A 21,598-nucleotide genomic window follows, 5' to 3' on the forward strand; every position below is an offset into this window, starting at 1 on the left:
TTAAACGACAGGTCGGCTGCGATAGAATAACAGCCCTGGCATAGCAAGACCAATAGCCAGGCCAGCAATAATGAACATCGCTTTTAGGAAGTTCTCCATCAATATCTCGACCAACTCCGGGGTATAACCGAGATGATTGATTTCCACCATAGCAATCATGGCTTTATAAGCAAAGACTCCTGGAACCATAGGTATAAGTGCGGCGACAGTGAACACTTTTGGGTGAGCAAGGAACTTATGGGACCAGTGAACACCTATCATACCGACAATCGTTGCGGCAAAAAAAGTGGCCCATTCAATCGGCACGCCATAATGCATCATTAAAAAACGAGAACCATGACCAACGGCTCCGCCAATGGCGCAATACGCTAACGCATTCTGAGGAACGTTAAATACCAACGCAAAACCGACGGCAGGAATAGCGGCAAAAAACATATCATTGAGTAGAGCGAGCAATAATTCCACCAACGTCATTACTGAGCCCACCCTAAAACGTCGGTTAAACTCATCGCGCCAATGATTCCCAAACAGGTGGCAAGAGTGAGCAAACTGGCAAACACAAAACGAGCGATCCCCATATTTACGTAGCCTTTGATCATATCCGCGAAGGAGTTAATCAATGGGAAACCAGGAACCAACATGAGCACTGATGACGCCATGACTAGCTGAGGTTGCGCACCGATACTGTAGATCACAGCTTGCGCCGAAATAAGTGTCGTGACAAATGCCGTAACGGCAAAATTTAACAAGGGGTTAAAATGACGATGACCGATTTCTTGACGAACCGTCATACCGATGGCAGAGGCTAGAAACGTCATTCCGAACACTGACCAATCACCACCGGCTAGGCGACTAAAAGCAGCGCACGACAAACCTATCATCACAACGACTAGCCAACGATTGTAGCGTTCAGGGCTAATTTGATTGAGTTTCCTTTGGGCGAGGTGATAATCGAGAATCCCCTTCTCCATCATGATACAAATACGTTGGACCTGAGTCACAACACGCATATTGAGCCCTCTATCAGGGCTTTGCCTTGCTGTCGTAACACAATGCTCTTGGTAAACCGTAGTAATCACTAATGAACTCGCGGACAGTGATACCTCTACTTCATCCATGGAGGCAGCGATTCCCATTCTTCGGGTAATATCACCAACTAAGGTACTTTCCGCGCCGTGAGCAAGGAGCATTTGTCCTGCTTGCGCAATAAGCCGAGAGACGGCTCGTTGTTTAGAATCCATTCCAAGTTTTCGTTGTTATTCAATGTGGAGCTCATTTTAGAGCCATTCAAAGGACTGATGAACCAAAAACTCAACCCCGATTGACAAAGAACAACAAAATAATGAAAACTACGTTTGAGGAGGATGCAGCGAGTCGACTAAAAGTCGTTTTAAGATAACGAGATCCTCCATCAACCTCAAATTGAGCCACAAGTAACCACTGATAATAACCTCTTCACCGTCAATCTTTGGTAAGCTGTTTTTTAATCTCTCTCTTGCTATCGCAATTTTTTCGCCCGAAAGCTCGGTATCTAATGTCCCTATCGTTACGAGTGTTGCAAGTTCCTCCAATTCTCTTTCAATGATGTTATGACAGTCCGTAAGAGTTTCAGAGCAAAGCATATTCGAATGGGTCTGTCTATCGCTCCAATAAGAGGTGTTTAAAAGCTCAAGGGAGTAAAGCATATTGCGAAGCTGAACTTGAATCGCCTCTAATAATCGTGCACTTAGCTTTGACTCGTTAGCTGAAGGTGCTATGAGACTTCTCAAGGTTACCATTTCCTTCATGAGTGTTTGTTGGTCTCGCTCAATACTTGGCTGCTCCAACAGATTTAATGAGGTAGAGACGTGGTATATTTTCGCAAACCGTTCGAGCGTGGTTCCCAGTCGCATACGCCAATGAATAAACGCTCTCTGGGGATAAACAATACAGAACAACACCGCTAGTAAGCAGCCAATCGTTACATCAAGGCCTCGCCATAACGCGACTTCAATATCATCAATACACGCACCAATAGTGAGCGCAAGCGTAATCCCAACCAACAACCCTACATAAGGACGTTTACCTAACGCAAAATAGGCACTAAAAAACATCACTATCCCACACCACGCATACATAGCCAATATTGACCATTGACCAAGAAAAATAGCGATAACTCCTGATAATGCCCCAATCATCGTTCCCATAGCGCGCTGCCAAGCTCGAGGAAAAACATTACCCACATAGGATATAGGGCCAATCACTACAACTAACGTAATAAGAATCCAGGTGCTTTCTGGAACCTGAAAGTAAGAGGTTAAAGCAAAGGTCAATACAAATGCCACGGAAATTCGTACACCATGCACAACGCGGTAGTATATTAAATATCAGGGCATCCACATTCGAAATTCGTCGACTTAAATCCATTTGAAATCTCCTTTCGCGCCAAGAGGGAGAATAGAGCTTGTTTCGCTCACCCTAGTAACAGCGACACTCAATTTATTTAAGTACAAAAAAAGCTGCAAAGGAACTTTGCAGCTTTTTAAATCGTTATAAGCGACGATTAATCTCGGGCATAGATAACGTGACCATCATCTTCTTCATCATCCCAATCATCCCAATCGTCTTCAGTAATGACGTCTTTACCTGACATGGCATCTTTGTGGTAATCATCCCACATGAAGTCGACTTTCTCTTCTTCAGAGAGCTCTTCTTCAGTGCGAGGCAGTGTTTCCATAAAGTCAGCAAGCTTATAACAAAGCTCTTTAGTGCCTTGCTTGTTCACGGCTGAGATCTTGAAATATTCGTCTTCCCAACCAAGCGCATCAAGGATCTCTTGGATCACTTCATTCGCTTCGTCTTCTGGCATAAGATCTACTTTATTGAAGACTAACCAGCGTGGTTTATTAGCAAGCTTTTCGCTGTACTGCTCTAGCTCATCAATAATCGTCAGTGCGTTCTCGATTGGGTTACTTTGATCGATAGGCATAATATCGATCATGTGTAGTAATACTCGGCAGCGCTCTAAGTGCTTAAGGAAACGAATACCTAGACCGGCACCATCTGCAGCGCCTTCGATCAAGCCTGGGATATCCGCTACTACAAAGCTTTTCTCTGGAACAACACTCACCACACCTAAACTAGGGATCAGCGTCGTAAATGGATAGTCAGCAACTTTTGGCTTAGCCGCAGAAACCGCACGGATAAAGGTAGATTTACCCGCATTTGGCAAACCAAGCATCCCCACATCAGCAAGCAGTAATAGCTCTAAACGCAGTTCGCGAATTTCACCCTTGGTACCTAGAGTTTTCTGACGAGGAGCACGGTTAACAGACGACTTAAATCGAGTGTTACCTAGACCGTGCCAGCCACCCTTTGCAACCATCACTTTTTTGCCGTGCTCAGCAACTTCAGCAACGATTTCATTGGTATGAATATCAACAGCACGAGTACCGACAGGTACTTTTAGTACCTTATCCTTACCGCGCTTACCAGTACAGTTACCACCGCGACCATTTTCACCACGCTCGGCTTCGTAGAAGCGTTGGAAACGATAGTCAATCAGCGTATTTAGGTTCTCATCTGCCTCGATATAGATGTCGCCACCGTCGCCGCCATCGCCACCGTCAGGACCACCTTTCGTTACGAATTTTTCGCGCCAAAAACTAACGACACCGCTACCGCCATCGCCCGCTTGGACTTTTACTACCGCTTCATCAACGAACTTCATCTCTTACTCCGACTACTTCTTCGCTACCCACCACCAAAGCCATCCTACCGAAAAGATCATAGAATCACTTTGTGGGTTCAATCAATTATCACTACATTTTAGCAGATGACAGAGACGATTCCCCATCACGCAAAGCCAGTTATTCCAATAAAACTTTGCCTAGAGACTTGTCTCTATCGACTGCCCATATAAATAAAAAACCCCGCCGACTCGGCAGGGCTTTTAAATTCAGCTAGAAAGCTTATTCATAATTTAGCTTAAGGCTAAATTACTCAGCTTCGATGCTAACGAATTTACGGTTCTTAGGACCTTTAACTTCGAATTTCACTTTACCTTCAGTAAGAGCGAAAAGAGTATGGTCTTTACCGATACCAACGTTAGTACCAGCGTGGAACTTAGTACCACGTTGACGTACGATGATGTTACCTGCAAGAACAGACTCACCACCGAAACGCTTAACACCTAGACGTTTGCTTTCTGAATCGCGGCCGTTACGAGTAGAACCACCAGCTTTTTTGTGTGCCATTGTTAAACTCTCCTAATCGAATTAAGCGTTGATGCCAGTGATTTTCACTTCTGTGAACCACTGACGGTGACCTTGTTGCTTACGAGAGTGCTTACGACGACGGAACTTAACGATTTTTACTTTATCGCCACGACCGTGTTGTACCACTTCAGCAACTACCTTGCCGCCCTCAACAAGAGGAGCGCCAACTTGGATGTCTTCACCGTTAGCAACAAGAAGAACTTTATCAAATTCAACAGTTGCACCAGTTTCAACGTCTAATTTCTCTAAACGAAGAGTTTGACCTTCGCTTACACGGTGTTGTTTACCACCAGATTGGAAAACAGCGTACATATTTTACTCCGCTTTTTCCGCACAGCCTTTTGATTGTTATTTCAACAAATAGGGTGTGCGCTAAACTAATCATCAATAGGGCGCAGATTCTACGCGAATGATTACCCTATGACAAGCCATATTTTGAAAAAATTGGCGAAACACTAATCGCCAATGAAAAGTGCGGCAATAATGCCCTTTCACCATGTATTAATCAACGTTTTTTAGTGTATTATTCACAGATTATAACCAACGACTAAGCCTTATTGGCTCTAAGCTCAACCGGGTACGTAATGGATTTTGAAGCTATCCAAGCACTGACTGCCGATGATATGGCAAAAGTGAATGAAACAATACAAGCACAATTAAACTCAGAAGTTAGTCTAATCAATCAACTTGGTTTCTATATTGTAAGTAGTGGCGGCAAGCGCTTAAGGCCCCTGCTCGCACTGCTTTCAGCGAAAGCTTTAGGATATCAAGGTAACGCACACACAACGGCTGCAGCGTTTATCGAATTCATCCATACCGCAACATTGCTACATGATGACGTGGTCGATGAATCTGATATGCGTAGAGGTAAGGCGACGGCTAATGCCGCCTTTGGTAACGCGGCAAGTGTTTTGGTTGGCGATTACATTTACACTCGTTCTTTCCAAATGATGACAGTCCTTGGTTCATTGCGCATTTTGGAACTCATGAGTGAAGCAGTAAACGTGATTGCAGAAGGTGAAGTTCAGCAGCTCATGAACTGCAATGACCCAAATACTTCTGAAGAAAGCTACATGCAAGTCATTTACTCCAAGACCGCACGTTTGTTTGAAGCAGCAACTCAAGTCGGGGCCATCCTCAATGACGCCTCTCCTGAAGTCGAACTGGCGCTGCAGAATTACGGCAAATACTTGGGAACCGCATTCCAACTTATTGATGATGTCATGGATTACACCTCTACTGGTGAAGACATGGGCAAGAACGTGGGTGACGACCTCGCTGAGGGTAAACCGACCTTACCGCTAATTCATGCGATGCAAAACGGTGATGAGCACGAAAGTGCGATGATTCGCGAAGCGATTGAAAAAGGTAATGGGATTGATAAGCTCGATACCATTATGGCTACAATGAATCGTGTTGGCTCATTGAAGTACACTGAAGACATGGCCTTTAAAGAGGCGGACAAGGCCATTGAAGCGCTTTCTATCGTGCCTGACAATGAATATAAACAAGCCTTGGTCGCGCTTGCTTACATGGCAGTAAAAAGAACGGCATAAATGAAAAGGCAGCGACGAAAAGTCACTGCCTTTTTTTCAATCTTGAGGCCTGCTGAGTTTAATAGTATTTATCGCAGCCGTTATGAAGCTGAAGCTCCTCTTCCACTTCATCCACTGACAGTGCCCACTGTTCTTCGCTTCCAATAGGCTCAACCAACACAGATTGAGATAGCTCATCCACCACTAGTACTCTCCCAGCACCGTGTCGTGAGGCGACCCACATACCTTTTACCACATCTTTTATTTCCATACCCTTTCCTCCCGCTGTTTTAGCTACGGACTGTTATATGGTATAGATCAAAAAAGCCGATCTTAAAGAGATCGGCTTTTGTTCGTTAAGTTTTAATGTAAGAATTTACTTAGCGAACTCGACACCAATTTCGATATCTTTATTGAGCGTTTCTAGCATGCCATCCAGTGCAGCTTTTTCGTAATCACTCAGTTCACCGTAGCTTAAAATAGCTTCCGCACCGTTTTTACCTAGTTTAACTGGCTGTGCAAAGAATGGTGCATGCTCACCATCACCCTCTACATAAGCACACTCAATAACGTTTTCTTCGCCTTGAAGACCTTTAACCAGAGCTAGACCAAAACGACATGCCGCCTGACCCATAGACAAGGTTGCAGAGCCGCCACCCGCTTTAGCTTCAACCACTTCAGTGCCAGCGTTTTGAATACGCTTCGTTAAGGCTTCAACTTCTTCTGCGGTAAACTCCACCCCCTCTACTTGAGACAGTAACGGCAGAATAGTAACACCAGAGTGGCCACCGATAACCGGAACACGAACCTCACCTGGATCTTTCGCTTTAAGATCCGCTACAAATGTCTCAGAGCGGATAACATCGAGTGTCGTCACACCAAACAGTCTGCGCTTGTCGTACACACCCGCTTTTTTCAAGACTTCAGCGGCAATAGGTACTGTGGTATTAACAGGGTTGGTAATGATACCGACACAAGCCGTAGGACATACGACCGCAATTTTCTCTGCCAACGATTTAACGATGCCAGCATTAACATTAAATAGGTCCGAGCGGTCCATGCCAGGCTTACGAGCAACACCAGCGGAAATCAGAACCACATCTGCACCTTCAAGAGCAGGAGTCGGGTCTTCTCCCGCATAGCCTTTAATAGAGACAGGCGTTGGGATATGGCTTAGGTCAGCCGCAACACCTGGCGTGACAGGAGCAATATCATACAGGGCTAGATCAGAACCAGCAGGAAGACGATTTTTTAGCAATAAAGCTAGGGCTTGGCCGATGCCACCTGCGGCACCAATAACAGCTACTTTCATGGGAGTTCTCCTTGAGATTGATATCTCTTATTAATAGTTTTGTAGGGTAATTTTTCATCGATTAGCTAAAAAGTTATAGTAATCACTAATCGATTACAATCAATTAACCTCAGCTTTGCGAGCTCGCGCAACTCACTGATTACGTGCTACTACGCTAACATGACAACGCAAGGATGAGAACCCATTTTACCCCTTGCTAATTATGAGGTTATCAGCATTAATATTAGTGATACCGTTGGCATAAACCATGGATTATTTGGTCAAGATCGCGGTTCTGTGCCACAATAGCCGGATCACTGCTAGTTGAACAAATATAAGAGGCGTTTATGCGCAATAATGACAAACAAGACAACCTGGTTCGCGCGTTTAAGGCGTTACTAAAAGAAGAGCGTTTTGGTTCACAGGGCGAGATTGTCGACGCATTAAAAATTGAAGGGTTTGAGAACATCAACCAATCAAAAGTGTCACGTATGTTGACTAAGTTTGGCGCAGTGAGGACCCGTAATGCAAAAATGGAGATGGTGTACTGTCTTCCCGCTGAACTCGGGGTACCGACTGTCTCAAGTTCACTACGTGAATTAGTTCTTGATATTGATTACAACAACGCGATTGTCGTTATCCATACTGGCCCAGGTGCGGCACAGCTTATTGCTCGATTACTCGATTCACTAGGTAAAGCCGAAGGTATCTTGGGCGTCGTTGCCGGTGATGACACCATTTTCATTACTCCGACCCTTAACATTTCTACCCAACAGCTGTTTGAGTCAGTCTGTGATCTGTTTGATTACGCAGGTTAAGTTTTAAACATTAACAATTAGAATAAAGTATCACGGAACATGATTGTTCCGTGATTTATATCACACCTTGATAAATCGAACAGTAACTAATAATTACATTCTAATTAATTGTTTTCATTGAATTACACACTAAAAACAGTTGTCTATTCAAATCCTCCAACACAGACAAATCACCTACATTCATTAACAATTTAGTAATTTTCTGCCAATTTTTTTGGTATGATTGCGCCACTTTTTCAACATATGGATTGAAGAAGATGCCGTTTCCACATAGGAAACCTCTGGATACACCTATGGCAATCCAGAGCTAATAATGAATAAGGAAGGGAAATTCATGGCATTTAAGAAACTTGTTAAAATTGGTGCTATTGCCGCTGCCGTTATGGGTGCTGGCGCTGTTAACGCTCAAGAGTTCATCACAATTGGCACAGGTTCGGTAACGGGTGTTTATTACCCAACTGGTGGTGCAATCTGTAAGCTTGTGAATAAAGGCCGTAAGGAACATAATATTCGTTGTTCAGTAGAGTCCACTGGTGGTTCTATCTACAATGTCAACACTATGCGTGCTGGTGAGTTAGATTTCGGTATCGTTCAATCTGACTGGCAATATCACGGCTACAACGGCACAAGCAAGTTTGAAGAGCAAGGCCCATACAAAAAGCTTCGTGCAGTGTTCTCTCTGCACACAGAACCATTCAACATTATCGCTCGCACTGACGCTGGTATCGAAAACGTGACTGATCTGAAAGGTAAACGCGTAAACATCGGTAACCCAGGCTCTGGTGACCGTGCGACAATGGGTGTTGTTATGGATGCTATGGGCTGGACTAACGATGACTTTAAACTGGCATCAGAACTAAAAGGTTCAGAGCGCTCTCAAGCACTTTGTGATAACAAAATCGACGCATTCGTCTACGTAGTTGGTCATCCAAACGGATCTATCAAAGAAGCAACAACATCTTGTGATGCTAAGCTCATTCCGGCAACTGGCGCACAGATCGATGAGATCGTAGCGGCCAACCCATACTACGCATACAGTAATGTACCAGCCGGTATGTACCGTGGCACAGACCAAAATGTGAAAAGCTTTGGTGTAGCGGCAACGATGGTAACCACATCAGACGTTTCTGATGAAGTGGCTTACAACGTCGCAAAAGCTGTCTTTGAAAACTTTGATACGTTCAAACGTCTACACCCTGCATTTGCTAACCTGAAGAAAGAAGATATGGTTCAAGCTGGTCTATCTATTCCTCTTCACCCAGGTGCAGAGAAGTACTACAAAGAAGTTGGTCTTCTTAAGTAAGACGACTCCGTAGGGGAAGGCTCCCTTCCCCTACCACTTTTCTAATATGAGTATCACTCAAAACAATCAACACCAGTTGACCCAATTGGTGTGGCTATTTGGGCTCTCTTTCCAAGCCCGTCATTTTTAGAGCCTTAAGAAACACAACTAAAACCACACGTTTGCATCCATTGACTACAATGTTAAATGCGAAATATGGTTCGTTCATTTTGTTTGAAAAACACTGGACCATAAAATAATAAAGGAAAAAGTACATGACGCAGACAACACAACCGTCGCAAGATGTGCAAGATGTGCAAGATGTGCAAGATGTGCAAGATGTGCAAGAAATGGTCGCACAAGCTGACACTGGAGCAAGAAGCCCAAAAGGGATTCCCGCCAAAATACTCTGGCTTGTTCCACTATGTTGGTCGCTATTTCAACTTTGGTACGCATCCCCACTGCCGTTTATTTTTAACTTTGGCGTACTGAACGACACAGAAGCACGTTCAATTCACTTAACGTTTGCTATTTTTCTCGCGTTTACCGCTTATCCGGCGATGAAAGGTTCACCGCGCGATCGAATTCCTGCTATCGACTGGATTTTAGCACTGGCAGGTAGTTTTTCTGCTGCCTACATTTACCTCTTTTATACTCAATTGGCAGGCCGCTCGGGCGCACCAACCACAATGGACATTGTCGTTGCCTGTACGGGTATGATTCTACTACTTGAAGCAACACGCCGTGCTTTAGGTCCACCTCTAATGGTCGTCGCTGCGGTATTCTTGTTGTATACCTTTGGCGGTCCATACATGCCGGATGTTATCGCTCACAAAGGCGCAAGCTTGAACAAAGCGATGTCACATCTGTGGCTAACAACAGAAGGTGTATTTGGTGTTGCACTTGGTGTTTCAACGTCATTTGTATTCTTATTCGTTTTATTCGGAGCTATGTTGGAGCGCGCCGGAGCGGGTGCTTACTTTATTAAAGTCGCATTTTCTCTATTAGGTCACATGCGTGGTGGTCCCGCAAAAGCGGCCGTTGTGGCATCAGGTCTGTCAGGCTTGGTTTCTGGATCTTCCATCGCCAACGTAGTAACTACAGGTACCTTTACCATACCTCTCATGAAACGTGTTGGCTTCCCGGGGACAAAAGCAGGGGCTGTGGAAGTGGCTGCATCAACCAACGGTCAGCTAACGCCACCGATCATGGGTGCTGCGGCATTCCTGATGGTTGAGTATGTGGGGATTTCTTACGTTGAAGTTATTAAAGCAGCACTACTACCTGCGCTGATTTCTTACATTGCTCTAATTTACATTGTTCACCTTGAAGCATGTAAAGCAGGTATGAAGGGGCTTCCTCGCCGTCACAACCCAACACTGATTCAAAGCCTGCTGTCGTTTACGGGCACTATCCTAGGCCTCTGCGTCATTAGCGCTATCGTTTATTATGGTATCGGTTGGACCAAAGGTGTGTTTGGTGATGCAGCAACACCTATTGTGGGGGTGGCTCTACTGCTCTCTTATATCGCACTGTTGCGTATTTCAGCTAAATACGCAAAAGAAGGCGGCATTGAAATTGACGCAGAACTTACGGAAGTGCCAGACCCAGGTCCAACGATTAAATCTGGTCTGCATTTTCTATTACCGATCGTGGTTCTTGTATGGTGTCTGACTGTGGAGCGCTTTTCTCCGGGGTTATCGGCATTCTGGGCCACTGTCTTTATGATCTTTATTCTGATCACCCAACGTCCATTAATCGCTTTTATGGCAAAAACTAATGATGTTCAAGCGGAGATCAAAGCAGGTTTTGTCGACTTGGCGGAAAGCTTAGTATCAGGCGCAAGAAATATGATTGGTATCGGTGTAGCGACCGCAGCGGCAGGTACTGTCGTGGGTGTGGTGACGTTAACAGGTATCGGCCTTGTCATGACTGACTTCGTTGAGTTTATCTCTGGCGGTAGCATTATATTGATGTTGTTGTTCACCGCTATCATCTCCCTAATTCTGGGGATGGGTCTGCCGACAACGGCTAACTACATCGTGGTTTCTACTTTGATGGCACCAGTAATCGTGACATTGGGGGCTGCGCACGGTCTTATTATCCCGCTGATTGCCGTTCACTTGTTCGTGTTTTACTTTGGCATCTTAGCCGATGATACACCGCCAGTGGGTCTTGCCGCTTTTGCCGCTGCTGCGATTGCTAAATCCGATCCAATTCGAACGGGTATTCAAGGTTTTACCTACGATATTCGTACGGCGATTCTGCCGTTCATGTTCATCTTCAATACGCAGTTGTTAATGATAGGTATTGACTCCTGGTGGCACCTCGCACTAACGGTTATCTCCGCGATTATTGCCATGCTCATCTTCTCAGCGGCTACTCAAGGTTGGTGGTTCACCAAAAACAAGTGGTGGGAAACTATCTTACTGCTAGTCCTTACCTTTACCTTCTTCAGACCGGGTTTTTGGTGGGATATGGCGTTTCCTGCGAAAGTTCTTTCGCCAGGTGTTGAGATAGCTCAAGTTGTTGAGAAGCTAAATGTTGGACAATCCATCGAGTTGCGTGTTGCTGGTGAAACGCTCGAAGGTAAGTACGTTGAAAAGACCGTTCGACTGCCTTTTGACGACAACGCTGTCACCGCAGAAGAGCGTATCGCTTCGATGGGTCTCATGCTCGACAAAGATGCTGATAAAATGATCATCGATATGGTTGAGTTTGGAAGCCCAGCAGAAGCGTCTGGTCTAGACTTCGACTGGGAAATTAAATCTATTGTGCAGGATGCAGATAGACCAATGAAAGAGTGGGTGTTTGTACCAGCTTTGCTGTTGCTTCTCGCTCTAGCAATGAATCAGAAACGCCGTGCTCGTCGTGAAAACTTGAGCGCATAGAGGTATCAGGCTCTGGATTCGCCTTTGAATTCAGAGCCTAAAGACCTTAATACGGAACGGATAACACTAGCCAAGCGTATGCTTTACCCTATGCTAGTAGGGTACAAACCAAAAAGAGAAAACACATGTACAAGCAAATCCTTGTTCCTGTCGATTTAAACGAAGAAGGTTTTTCAGATAAAGCTGTAGAAATCGCTGTCTGGCACGCCAAACACTCTAATGCTGAAGTGCATTTACTGAATGTTCTTCCGGGCATCCATATGTCTATGGTCGCAACATATTTCCCCAAAGACGCCGCCTCGCAAATGAAAAATGATGTCAAAGCACAGCTCAAATCATTTGCTGACCAACACATTCCTGATGAAGTGGTGTATAAAGTTCATGTTGCAGAGGGAAAGACGTATGCGACGATTCTTGACCATGCTGAGCGTTTAGGCGCAGATCTTATTGTTATGCCTAGCCATAAACGCTCCAGGATCGATAAAGTGGTTCTTGGTTCAGTGGCAAGCAAAGTGGTGCAAAATTCGCCCATTAATGTACTGGTCGTCAAACCACAAACCGATTAATGCCATCGCCCCACTTAAAAGTGGGGCGAGTCGTTTCTATACCACTCTGTTTTGGGTTCGCCCTTGCTCTACCGCTTCAATATTATTCACTAAAATAGCGCAAAGTTTCTCTATAGAAGAATGGCTGCCCCATGCAACATGAGGCGTTAGCACTAAGTTGGGTAAGTCCATATTCTCGATCAAAGGATTGGTCTCTGGTGCAGGCTCTTCGGTAAATACATCCACCCCAGCTCCAGCAATCTGCTTTTGCTTTAACGCGCTAACCAATGCGGCTTCATTAACCAAACCACCACGTCCAGTATTAATCAAGATAGCCGTAGGCTTCATGTTCGATAATGCTTCAGCGTCGATAAGATCCGTCGTTTGGTTGGTCAAAGGGCAAAGTAGCACAATGGCATCGCTTGTACTCAAAAACCGTTCAAAAGGCACATAACCCTCACGGCATTGCACCGCACCTTTGCGCTCAGAAAACTGCACTTTCATACCAATAGCTCGAGCAAGCCTAGCGGTCGCCTGTCCTAGCGCACCACTACCAATAATCCCTAATGTTGAATTAGCAATGTCTTGAATAGGATGTGTGAAAAAGCAGAATTTATTCTGGCGTTGCCACTCTCCATTACGAATATCGTTGTGGTAGGCAGGTATATTGCGCATTAAAGCAAACAGCAGAGCAACCACATGCTCAGGCACCGACTGAGTCGCATAGCCTTGAATGTTGGTGACCGCAATGCCGCGTTGTACGCAGTAATCGAGGTCTACGTTATTAACGCCTGTCGCGGCAACAGCGATATGTGTAAGGTGTTTGGCCTGTTCAAGCACCTCTGAACCTAAGTAGACTTTATTGCTGATAACGACATCCGCATCATGAATACGCTCTATGACTTGCTCAGGCGAGGTCGAGTCATACTCGAACCACTGATGTGTGAAATGTGGTGTCGGGATCGTGATAGACGCTGGAATGGTATCACGATCTAAAAAGACAATTTTCTTGGTGGCCATGACTTCTCCTTGATGTCGTGCGGCCACACATTTTATGACCGAGGCAAAGTCTTATAATCCGGTAAATCTGGCGCAGGGTCAAAATGTTGCACCACTAACGGCTCAGGCACTTGATGAAAATCGCATGGCACGAAAATGGATTGCAGTTTTTCGGTTTCAGGGTGATAAAAACACAGCTCTGCCGCATGCAGTTCTAATCTCTCTGAGAGCTTCATTGCCTCTTCGTGAGCATAGAACTCATCACCAACGATAGGATGACCCAATGCCAGTAGATGCACCCTTAATTGGTGTGAACGTCCAGTAATCGGAAATAAGCGCACAATGCTGGTCTGTTGTTCTTGTTTCACCACTTGATAGTACGTTTGCGATGGTTTGCCATGTTCGTAACAGACCTTCTGTCTCGGACGATTCGGCCAGTCACAAATCAACGGCAGATCGATCAAACCCTCTTGCTGGGTAGGCGTTCCCCATACTCGCGCATAATAAACTTTATGAGTCAGCCGATATTGAAACTGTTTCTTTAGAGAACGCTCTGCTTGTTTGTTTTTCGCTAACAACATCAACCCAGAAGTGGACATATCTAAACGATGCACCACTTGAATATCGGGATACACCTCAACGAGGCGACTCCACATGCTGTCGTAGTGCTCCGGCGCTTTACCTGGGACAGACAATAGACCTGAAGGCTTGTTTACTGCGAGGATATGTTCGTCTTCGAATACCGTCTCTATCCAAGGTTCGGTAGGAGGGGTGTAGCTAAGCATGACCATATTAATTTACCGCATCACAATGAAGTAGGACGCAGATATCTGCGTCCTACTTTGTGTTATTAGTTGTGGCTGACAACGATCAGACGTAGCGAGTCCAGTTGAACTTGAGCTGTCGCAATATAACCATCAAGCTCTTTAATCTGAGCTTCAATCGATTCGATTTCCTCGTCACGAATATTTGGGTTTACCGCTTTTAGTGCCTGTAAGCGTTCTAACTCACCGTTCAAGCTTGCGTACATCGCTTTGTGCGCTTGTTCGCGAACCGCCACGACTTTCTCTTCAACCGCTTCATTACCCGCTTCAATCAAACGATGAACATCAGCTTGAACAGACGTCACCAACTTACTACCTAGATGGCGATTTACTGGACTAAGCTGACGGTTGAAACCTTCAAACTCAACTTGTGAAGAGAGATCATTGCCACGAGCATCCATCATCAGACGAATCGGTGTTGGTGGTAGGAAGCGGCTAATACCACTCTGTTTTGGCGCCTGCGCATCCACAACATATACCAACTCCAATAAGATAGTACCGACTGGAAGTGCTTTATTTTTCAGCAGCGAAACGGCACACGTTCCTACGCCTTCACTCATCACGAGATCGATACCGCCCTGAATCATTGGGTGTTCCCAACTAATAAAGTTCATATCTTCACGAGAAAGCGCGGTATCACGGTCAAACGTAATGGTTGCGCCTTCATACGGTAAGCCTGGATAGCTCGGTACCATCATATGCTCAGAAGGCGTCACCACTAGGGCGTTTTCGCCTTTGTCGTCTTGGTTTAAACCAATCGTGTCAAACAAACTCAGTGCGAATGTGACTAAGTTAGTATCGCCATCGGTCGCTGCAATCTTTTCGACAATCTGTTGCGCCGCTTCACCACCGTTAGAGTGCATCTCAAGTAGGCGGTCACGGCCTTGCTCAAGTTCATGCTTAAGCTCTTGATTGTAGTGTCTGGAACCTTCAATCACCTCATCTAGCTCAGTCGTGTCGCCACTCGCAAGCATATTGATAATGCTCTCTTCATAGCGGTCGTACACCATACGACCTGTTGGACACGTCTCCGCAAATGCATTGAGTCCTTCATTGAACCAACGCGCCAGTATCGCTTGAGAGGTGTTCTCTAAATAGGGAACGTGTACGTCAATATCACGCTTCTGACCGATACGGTCCAAACGGCCAATACGCTGTTCCAGCAAATCTGGGTTGAACGGTAAATCAAACATCACCAGTTGGTTCGCAAACTGGAAGTTACGACCTTCAGAACCGATTTCACTACAGATCAAGACCTGAGCGCCACCTTCCTCTTGAGCAAAATAAGCGGCTGCTTTATCGCGCTCAAGAATCGACATCCCTTCGTGGAACACAGTTGCACGGATACCTTCACGTTCACGCAGCGCTTGCTCAAGCTGAAGAGCGGTGCTTGCACGTGACGCAATCACTAGGACTTTCTCACTGCGCTTGGCTGTAATCTTTTCAATCAGCCAGTTAACACGAGAGTCGAACTGCCACCAGCTAGAGTCCTCACCTTCAAATTCTTGGAAAATCTCTTCCGGATAGAGCATTTTCATCGCACGTGCTTCTGGTGACATTTTGCCACCTATCATGCCTGATACACGCATAGAAGTGGTGTATTGCTGTGGGATCGGCATCGGCACAAGATTGACGTTGCGCTTTGGAAAACCTTTAATCGCCGCACGGGTATTTCGGAACAACACTCGTCCTGTGCCGTGACGATCCATTAGGTTATCGATAAGCTCTTGGCGTGCCGTAGCCTTTTCTTCATCACTGGTGTTGCTTTCTAGAACCTTAAACAATGGTTCAACGTCTTGCTCAGACAATAACTCAGTAATTTGGTTTTTCGCCTCATTGCTCAGAGCTTCCCCTGAGAATAGCGCCGTTACTGCATCGGCAACTGGCGCATATTGCTCTTCTTCTTTGACAAACGATTCATAATCAAAGAAGCGATCTGAATCGAGAAGACGCAAACGTGCAAAGTGGCTTTCACGTCCCAACTGCTCCGGTGTTGCCGTTAGCAAAAGTACACCCGGTGTCTTTTCAGCCAGCGCTTCAATCACTTGGTACTGACGACTTGGATTATCTTGGCTCCACTCTAGGTGGTGCGCTTCATCCACTACCAGTAGATCCCATTCGCCTTCAAGCGCTTGCTCAAAACGTTTACGAGTCTTGCGCAAAAAGTCTAAAGAGCATAAAACAAGCTGTTGCGTATCAAACGGGTTATCCGCTTCCGCGTAAGCCTCGATACAGCGCTCTTCATCAAAAATAGAGAAATGCAAATTGAAGCGGCGCATCATTTCGACCAACCATTGATGCTGCAGTGTTTCAGGCACTACGATCAATACACGCTGAGCACGACCTGACAGCACTTGCTGGTGAATGATCATACCGGCTTCAATGGTTTTACCTAAGCCTACTTCATCAGCCAGCAATACACGTGGCGCGTAACGACGACCAACCTCGTGGGCAATAAAAAGCTGATGAGGAATCAAACCGGCACGCATACCACAAAGGCCGCGCATTGGGCTTCTATGCTGTTCGTATTGATTGCTGAGAGCACGATAGCGCAATACAAAGTTGTCCATACGGTCAATTTGACCTGCAAACAATTTGTCTTGAGGCTTGTTAAAACGGATTTGATGACTCAAGAAGATCTCACGTAGCATCACGCCTTGCTCTTCAGTATCTTGGCGTGTACCGATATACGTTAATACGCCTTGGTCTTCTTGCACTTCTTCAACTAGAAGTGTCCAACCTTCTTGGCTATCTATGACGTCGCCAACATTAAAGATGACTCGGGTGACTGGCGCATCACTGCGTGCATACACGCGATTCTCTTCTGATGCAGCAAACATAAAAGACACTGTTCTCGCATCCAATGCGACGACCGTACCTAAACCTAAATCACTTTCCGTATCGCTAATCCAGCGCTGCCCTAAAGCAAATGTCATAGAAAGACTACCTCAACTCGTATCGATATCTTTTAGCTATTCAGCGGTAACTCAGTGGATAACCAAGCACAAAACTCCGCCCAAATAATAGTAGGTGATAGAGCAAATATTGCTCATTTTCACCCAGGGGTGAAAGGTCGCTAATCTTACTCGAAGGCGTGATGTAGGTCACGCCAATTACAAGGAAATCCAAAGTTTTTTTTGCATTGTCGTGGCTGACATCAAACTGCAAAAAAATAGTGGCAAATGTAAAGAACAAAGTGAGTTTTTTCACTTATACTTAAATTGTAAACGTTAATAATATGTTATCGAAAGACATATTAAAATCGGATACAAGGGTATCAGGTTCAATTAGACTTACCATCGATTGAACGTAGCAAGGTTGACTCACTAGGATAGGAAGTTCGAGCCAGCATTGACCCCAGTCTGACTCGTTCCCAATCCGAGTTAACCGCAAAGGACAAACGCCAGTTGCGGCAAGGAGACTCTATGGGCGATACCGACCGTAAATTTTTCGTTCTCGACACCAACATCCTTCTCCACGAACCCCACGCCATTTTTTCGTTCAAAGAACACGACGTCGTCATACCCATGACCGTACTTGAAGAACTCGATCGCATTAAGGACAGCAAACGCGATGTTGCTCGTGATGCACGCGTCGCAATTAGAGCTCTTGAAGTTATCTTTAAAGAAGCGACGCCTGATGAAATTTCTGAAGGAATTCCCTTCTCTCACCAAATGGAAGCAACAGGAACCATTTCAATATTGGCAGATTATGTGCTGCAAGAAACAGTCAAAGCTTTCGCCGACAAGGAAGGCGACAACCGGATTCTCAATGCGGTGCTCTACTTGCAAAATAAACGCTCTCCTCGAGAAGTCGTTTTAGTAACTAAAGACATCAACATGCGCTTAAGAGCTAAAGGAGCTGGTGTTCGCTTTGTTGAAGACTACCGTACTGATCAACTAATCGATGATGTTCAGTACCTCACAAAAGGTTTTCAAAAATCTGAAGGGGCGTTTTGGGAACATATCGACGAGGTGGAAACCAAAACCCTCGCCAACAAGACGTATCACACTTTCGACAGAGCCGCGATTGACCCAACGTTTATCAATCAATACTTGATCGATGATAGTAGTGATTTTGCTGGACGAGTAGCCGACATTGATAGTGATAAAGTGACAATTCGAGATCTGAGCCAAGAACGCCTATTGTGTCGACAAGCATGGGACATTCGCCCTAAGAATATCTACCAAGGCATGGCCATGGATGCTTTACTCGACCCTGATATCGATTTAGTGATTCTCACAGGTGCCGCAGGTAGTGGTAAGACGCTACTCGCTATGGCTGCAGCGCTAGAGATGACGATAGAGAGAGGTATGTTCGATAAGATCATCGTCACCCGAAATACACCCGACATCGGCGAGTCCATCGGTTTTCTTCCGGGTACTGAGGAAGAAAAAATGATGCCTTGGTTGGCTGCCATTACCGATACACTCGAAGCGCTACACAAGAACGATCACTGCACTGAGGGCTCACTGAAATACATCTGTGATAAAGCAAACATTCAGTTCAAATCTATTAACTTCATGCGCGGACGTTCAATCCAAAATGCGTTTGTTTTACTCGATGAGTGCCAGAACTTAACAGCCTCTCAGATTAAAACCATCATTACTCGCTGTGGTGAGGGGACTAAGATTGTCTGCTCGGGTAACTTAGCACAAATTGATTCCCCGTACTTAACGCCAGTAACATCTGGGTTAACATATATGGTTGAGCGCTTTAAGAACTTCGGAGGCAGTGCCAACATTCACTTAAATGGTGTGGTAAGAAGTAGATTGGCCGAATTTGCAGAGGAAAACTTGTAAGTGGCTGAGACGTCATCCCCTTGAAAAGGGGATGACGGTAGTTTTTGCTTTATACTTGTGAACTTAGTCAGTACCGCCGACAGTTAGTGCATCTAACTTCAAGCTTGGCTGACCAACACCAACTGGCACACTTTGCCCAGCCTTACCACAGACGCCAACACCGCGGTCGATACTCAGGTCATTACCCACCATAGAGACTTGCTGCATCGCTTCGATACCAGAGCCAATTAGCGTCGCACCTTTCACTGGCGCAGTAATCTTACCGTCTTCGATGAGATACGCTTCTGATGCTGAGAACACAAACTTGCCAGAGGTAATATCAACCTGACCACCACCAAAGTTTGGTGCATAAAGACCTTTCTTCACGGTAGAGATAATTTCTTCTGGAGAATGCTCACCCGGCAACATATAAGTGTTGGTCATACGAGGCATAGGTAAGTGGGCATAGGATTCACGACGGGCGTTACCTGTAGGGTTTACTCCCATTAGACGCGCATTAAGCTTGTCTTGTATGTAACCTTTCAGAGTGCCATTTTCAATCAACGTATTGTACTGTCCATGAACACCCTCATCGTCCACGTTAAGCGAACCACGAAGGTCTTGCAGTGTTCCATCATCAACAATCGTACACAGGTTTGATGTGACTTGCTGACCTACCTTGCCAGAGAATACTGATGACTCTTTACGGTTAAAATCACCCTCTAGGCCATGACCTACGGCTTCGTGTAACAGTACTCCCGGCCAACCAGAACCTAGTACAACTGGCATAGTACCAGCAGGTGCGTCAATCGCTTCCAGATTGACTAGCGCTTGGCGAATGGCTTCATCGGCATAGTTGTAAGCGACTTGTTGACCTTCTTCTGTTGAGAGGAAGAAATCGTAACCATAGCGGCCACCACCACCGGCACTACCACGCTCACGACGGTCACCTTTCTGTGCTAATACACTGATAGATAAGCGCACCAATGGGCGCACATCTCCAGCAAAGGTTCCATCGGTTGCCGCCACCAGCATTTGCTCATAGACGCCACTTAAGCTGACAGAGACTTCTTTAACTAAAGGCTCTTTAGTACGAATGTAGGCATCAAGCTGCTTTAGCAGTTCAGTTTTTTGTTGTTTTTCCCAACTTTCTAATGGGTTAACCGCTGCATAGTAAGCTTGATTATCGCGACGAGTAAGCGCGTTAACTTGCGCGCTTTGACCCTGCTGTGCAATGCCTCTTGCCGCTACTGCACTTTGCTTCAGACCATCCAGTGTGATTTGGTCTGAGTATGCAAAACCCGTTTTTTCGCCAGCAACCGCTCTAACACCAACACCGCGGTCGATATTAAATGAACCGTCCTTGATGATGCTGTCTTCGAGCACTAGAGATTCGTGCCAGCTGGATTGAAAATAGATATCCGCATAGTCAATCTGGCGAGTTGCAATGCTCGCAAGCGTAGCTTCAATATCTTGCTCAGACAGACCTGTAGGCCCTAATAGCGCGTCTTCTATGCGTTCCATATGATTACTCTTTATAGTAAATATAATTAGTGTAAGTACTGTTCAAATCGAATGTGTTTAGCGACAGGCATACTCTGTCTCACTTCTTCAACAACATCAAAATTCAGTTCGGCGGTTATTGTACCTGTCTGCTGCTCAAGCTGTCCTTGAACCTCTCCCCAAGGCGATATCACCATAGAGTGTCCCCAGGTTGCTCTTCCACACGGGTGGATGCCACATTGATTAGCTGCGACTATCCAACATTGGTTTTCAATCGCTCTAGCACGCAACAGGACTTCCCAATGTGCCTTTCCAGTCACCGCAGTAAATGCCGAAGGCACGACGATAACATTCGCCCCTTGCGCCCTCAGCGCGCTGAATAAATGTGGGAAACGTAAGTCGTAGCAAATAGTTAGCCCCACAGCACCGAAGTCGGCTGGTACCATCGCAATATTGGTTCCCGCTTTAAAAGTTTCCGACTCGCGATAATTTTTGTGACCATCATTGACGTCGACATCAAACATATGCAGCTTATCATAATGATTCATGCGCTGCCCATTTACGTCAAAGACCAGTGTCGTCGTGGTCACTTCTGTTTCAGAAACACGAATAGGAAAACTGCCAACAATAAGGTGAATCTGATGACGTTTCGCCAAGTCAGACAGCTTGTTCTGATACTGGCCATCCCCTAAATATTCCGCATGACGGTGATAATCGTCACGTGAACCAAAAACCAAGGAATTTTCAGGGGTGAGAACCCACTTCATCCCTCTAGCAGAAAGAAACTCTACCTTGTGTTCAATAAACCTAAAGTTCTCCTCTGGTTCTGGACCAGAGGTCATTTGAATAATGCCAAAGCGTTCCATGCTCATG

19 protein-coding genes are annotated in these 21,598 nt (G+C 45.5%); 6 read left to right on the forward strand and 13 right to left on the reverse strand.

What is annotated here, in order from left to right:
* The 6 genes from VTH8203_RS01225 to rplU form a co-directional block, all read right to left on the reverse strand.
* Positions 1 to 474, reverse strand: coding sequence for a threonine/serine exporter family protein (locus VTH8203_RS01225; protein WP_167385768.1), 474 nt, complete (start codon positions 472 to 474; stop codon positions 1 to 3).
* On the reverse strand, positions 474 to 1,241 hold the full coding sequence (locus tag VTH8203_RS01230; protein WP_096991998.1) for a threonine/serine exporter family protein: 768 nt from the start codon (positions 1,239 to 1,241) through the stop codon (positions 474 to 476). Before VTH8203_RS01230 ends, VTH8203_RS01225 begins: the two co-directional genes overlap by 1 nt.
* A gap of 108 nt (positions 1,242 to 1,349) precedes the next feature.
* Positions 1,350 to 2,324, reverse strand: coding sequence for an FUSC family protein (locus VTH8203_RS01235; RefSeq protein WP_244181125.1), 975 nt, complete (start codon positions 2,322 to 2,324; stop codon positions 1,350 to 1,352).
* A 218-nt stretch (positions 2,325 to 2,542) separates the two neighbouring features.
* The gene (gene cgtA / locus VTH8203_RS01240; RefSeq protein WP_096991999.1) at positions 2,543 to 3,709 is read right to left on the reverse strand and encodes an Obg family GTPase CgtA; all 1,167 of its coding nucleotides are present in this window, start codon (positions 3,707 to 3,709) and stop codon (positions 2,543 to 2,545) included.
* A 268-nt stretch (positions 3,710 to 3,977) separates the two neighbouring features.
* Positions 3,978 to 4,235 (reverse strand): 50S ribosomal protein L27, encoded by a 258-nt coding sequence (rpmA, locus tag VTH8203_RS01245; protein ID WP_004409945.1) that lies wholly within the window; start codon positions 4,233 to 4,235, stop codon positions 3,978 to 3,980.
* 21 nt (positions 4,236 to 4,256) lie between these two features.
* Complete coding sequence (gene rplU, locus VTH8203_RS01250; protein ID WP_006074830.1) at positions 4,257 to 4,568, reverse strand: 50S ribosomal protein L21; 312 nt, start codon at positions 4,566 to 4,568, stop codon at positions 4,257 to 4,259.
* Between the two features lie 272 nt (positions 4,569 to 4,840).
* Between rplU and ispB the strand changes: the two genes are divergently transcribed.
* Positions 4,841 to 5,812: an octaprenyl diphosphate synthase gene (gene ispB, locus VTH8203_RS01260; RefSeq protein WP_096992000.1), complete on the forward strand. Its 972-nt coding sequence runs from the start codon at positions 4,841 to 4,843 to the stop codon at positions 5,810 to 5,812.
* Between the two features lie 58 nt (positions 5,813 to 5,870).
* Here the strand turns inward: ispB and VTH8203_RS01265 are convergent, their stop codons facing one another.
* Positions 5,871 to 6,062, reverse strand: coding sequence for a hypothetical protein (locus VTH8203_RS01265; RefSeq protein ID WP_096992001.1), 192 nt, complete (start codon positions 6,060 to 6,062; stop codon positions 5,871 to 5,873).
* A 105-nt stretch (positions 6,063 to 6,167) separates the two neighbouring features.
* Entirely contained in the window at positions 6,168 to 7,103 is a 936-nt protein-coding gene (mdh, locus tag VTH8203_RS01270) for a malate dehydrogenase (protein ID WP_096992002.1), read from the reverse strand.
* A 326-nt stretch (positions 7,104 to 7,429) separates the two neighbouring features.
* Between mdh and argR the strand changes: the two genes are divergently transcribed.
* The 4 genes from argR to VTH8203_RS01295 all read left to right on the forward strand — a co-directional run bounded on the left by argR (position 7,430) and on the right by VTH8203_RS01295 (position 12,639).
* Positions 7,430 to 7,900 carry a transcriptional regulator ArgR gene (gene argR, locus VTH8203_RS01275; RefSeq protein ID WP_096992003.1) on the forward strand — a complete coding sequence of 157 codons (471 nt, stop codon included), beginning with the start codon at positions 7,430 to 7,432 and terminating at the stop codon, positions 7,898 to 7,900.
* 334 nt (positions 7,901 to 8,234) lie between these two features.
* Positions 8,235 to 9,203: a TAXI family TRAP transporter solute-binding subunit gene (locus VTH8203_RS01285; RefSeq protein ID WP_096992004.1), complete on the forward strand. Its 969-nt coding sequence runs from the start codon at positions 8,235 to 8,237 to the stop codon at positions 9,201 to 9,203.
* Positions 9,204 to 9,457: 254 nt separating this feature from the next.
* A complete protein-coding gene (locus VTH8203_RS01290) occupies positions 9,458 to 12,073 on the forward strand; it encodes a TRAP transporter permease (protein ID WP_096992005.1) in 2,616 nt (871 codons plus the stop codon).
* A gap of 125 nt (positions 12,074 to 12,198) precedes the next feature.
* The gene (locus VTH8203_RS01295; protein WP_096992006.1) at positions 12,199 to 12,639 is read left to right on the forward strand and encodes a universal stress protein; all 441 of its coding nucleotides are present in this window, start codon (positions 12,199 to 12,201) and stop codon (positions 12,637 to 12,639) included.
* A gap of 36 nt (positions 12,640 to 12,675) precedes the next feature.
* On the opposite strand, the gene VTH8203_RS01300 is transcribed toward VTH8203_RS01295, so the two are convergent.
* The 3 genes from VTH8203_RS01300 to rapA are packed head-to-tail and all read right to left on the reverse strand — an operon-like array spanning position 12,676 to position 17,377.
* A complete protein-coding gene (locus tag VTH8203_RS01300) occupies positions 12,676 to 13,638 on the reverse strand; it encodes a D-2-hydroxyacid dehydrogenase (RefSeq protein ID WP_096992007.1) in 963 nt (320 codons plus the stop codon).
* 32 nt (positions 13,639 to 13,670) lie between these two features.
* A complete protein-coding gene (rluA, locus tag VTH8203_RS01305; protein WP_096992008.1) occupies positions 13,671 to 14,408 on the reverse strand; it encodes a bifunctional tRNA pseudouridine(32) synthase/23S rRNA pseudouridine(746) synthase RluA in 738 nt (245 codons plus the stop codon).
* 59 nt (positions 14,409 to 14,467) lie between these two features.
* The gene (gene rapA, locus VTH8203_RS01310; RefSeq protein ID WP_096992009.1) at positions 14,468 to 17,377 is read right to left on the reverse strand and encodes an RNA polymerase-associated protein RapA; all 2,910 of its coding nucleotides are present in this window, start codon (positions 17,375 to 17,377) and stop codon (positions 14,468 to 14,470) included.
* A 489-nt stretch (positions 17,378 to 17,866) separates the two neighbouring features.
* On the opposite strand from rapA, the gene VTH8203_RS01315 reads away from it, so the two are divergent.
* On the forward strand, positions 17,867 to 19,243 hold the full coding sequence (locus VTH8203_RS01315; RefSeq protein WP_096992010.1) for a PhoH family protein: 1,377 nt from the start codon (positions 17,867 to 17,869) through the stop codon (positions 19,241 to 19,243).
* Between the two features lie 63 nt (positions 19,244 to 19,306).
* On the opposite strand, the gene tldD is transcribed toward VTH8203_RS01315, so the two are convergent.
* Both tldD and VTH8203_RS01325 read right to left on the reverse strand, forming a co-directional pair.
* Entirely contained in the window at positions 19,307 to 20,746 is a 1,440-nt protein-coding gene (tldD, locus tag VTH8203_RS01320) for a metalloprotease TldD (RefSeq protein ID WP_096992011.1), read from the reverse strand.
* Positions 20,747 to 20,772: 26 nt separating this feature from the next.
* Positions 20,773 to 21,591, reverse strand: coding sequence for a carbon-nitrogen hydrolase family protein (locus VTH8203_RS01325; RefSeq protein WP_167385776.1), 819 nt, complete (start codon positions 21,589 to 21,591; stop codon positions 20,773 to 20,775).
* Positions 21,592 to 21,598 lie beyond the last annotated feature (7 nt).

The organism is Vibrio thalassae, from assembly GCF_900089835.1.
Taxonomy (GTDB): Bacteria; Pseudomonadota; Gammaproteobacteria; order Enterobacterales; family Vibrionaceae; genus Vibrio; species Vibrio thalassae.

Excerpts from the sequence above, each read along its gene's own strand:
- VTH8203_RS01315 (WP_096992010.1), top strand. The coding sequence starts at position 17,867 with ATGGGCGATACCGACCGTAAATTTTTCGTTCTCGACACCAACATCCTT.
- VTH8203_RS01290 (WP_096992005.1), top strand. The coding sequence starts at position 9,458 with ATGACGCAGACAACACAACCGTCGCAAGATGTGCAAGATGTGCAAGAT.
- rluA (WP_096992008.1), bottom strand. The coding sequence starts at position 14,408 with ATGGTCATGCTTAGCTACACCCCTCCTACCGAACCTTGGATAGAGACG.
- VTH8203_RS01265 (WP_096992001.1), bottom strand. The coding sequence starts at position 6,062 with ATGGAAATAAAAGATGTGGTAAAAGGTATGTGGGTCGCCTCACGACAC.
- tldD (WP_096992011.1), bottom strand. The coding sequence starts at position 20,746 with ATGGAACGCATAGAAGACGCGCTATTAGGGCCTACAGGTCTGTCTGAG.
- cgtA (WP_096991999.1), bottom strand. The coding sequence starts at position 3,709 with ATGAAGTTCGTTGATGAAGCGGTAGTAAAAGTCCAAGCGGGCGATGGC.
- ispB (WP_096992000.1), top strand. The coding sequence starts at position 4,841 with ATGGATTTTGAAGCTATCCAAGCACTGACTGCCGATGATATGGCAAAA.
- VTH8203_RS01225 (WP_167385768.1), bottom strand. The coding sequence starts at position 474 with ATGACGTTGGTGGAATTATTGCTCGCTCTACTCAATGATATGTTTTTT.
- rpmA (WP_004409945.1), bottom strand. The coding sequence starts at position 4,235 with ATGGCACACAAAAAAGCTGGTGGTTCTACTCGTAACGGCCGCGATTCA.
- VTH8203_RS01230 (WP_096991998.1), bottom strand. The coding sequence starts at position 1,241 with ATGGATTCTAAACAACGAGCCGTCTCTCGGCTTATTGCGCAAGCAGGA.
- argR (WP_096992003.1), top strand. The coding sequence starts at position 7,430 with ATGCGCAATAATGACAAACAAGACAACCTGGTTCGCGCGTTTAAGGCG.
- VTH8203_RS01325 (WP_167385776.1), bottom strand. The coding sequence starts at position 21,591 with ATGGAACGCTTTGGCATTATTCAAATGACCTCTGGTCCAGAACCAGAG.
- rplU (WP_006074830.1), bottom strand. The coding sequence starts at position 4,568 with ATGTACGCTGTTTTCCAATCTGGTGGTAAACAACACCGTGTAAGCGAA.
- VTH8203_RS01295 (WP_096992006.1), top strand. The coding sequence starts at position 12,199 with ATGTACAAGCAAATCCTTGTTCCTGTCGATTTAAACGAAGAAGGTTTT.
- VTH8203_RS01285 (WP_096992004.1), top strand. The coding sequence starts at position 8,235 with ATGGCATTTAAGAAACTTGTTAAAATTGGTGCTATTGCCGCTGCCGTT.
- mdh (WP_096992002.1), bottom strand. The coding sequence starts at position 7,103 with ATGAAAGTAGCTGTTATTGGTGCCGCAGGTGGCATCGGCCAAGCCCTA.
- rapA (WP_096992009.1), bottom strand. The coding sequence starts at position 17,377 with ATGACATTTGCTTTAGGGCAGCGCTGGATTAGCGATACGGAAAGTGAT.
- VTH8203_RS01300 (WP_096992007.1), bottom strand. The coding sequence starts at position 13,638 with ATGGCCACCAAGAAAATTGTCTTTTTAGATCGTGATACCATTCCAGCG.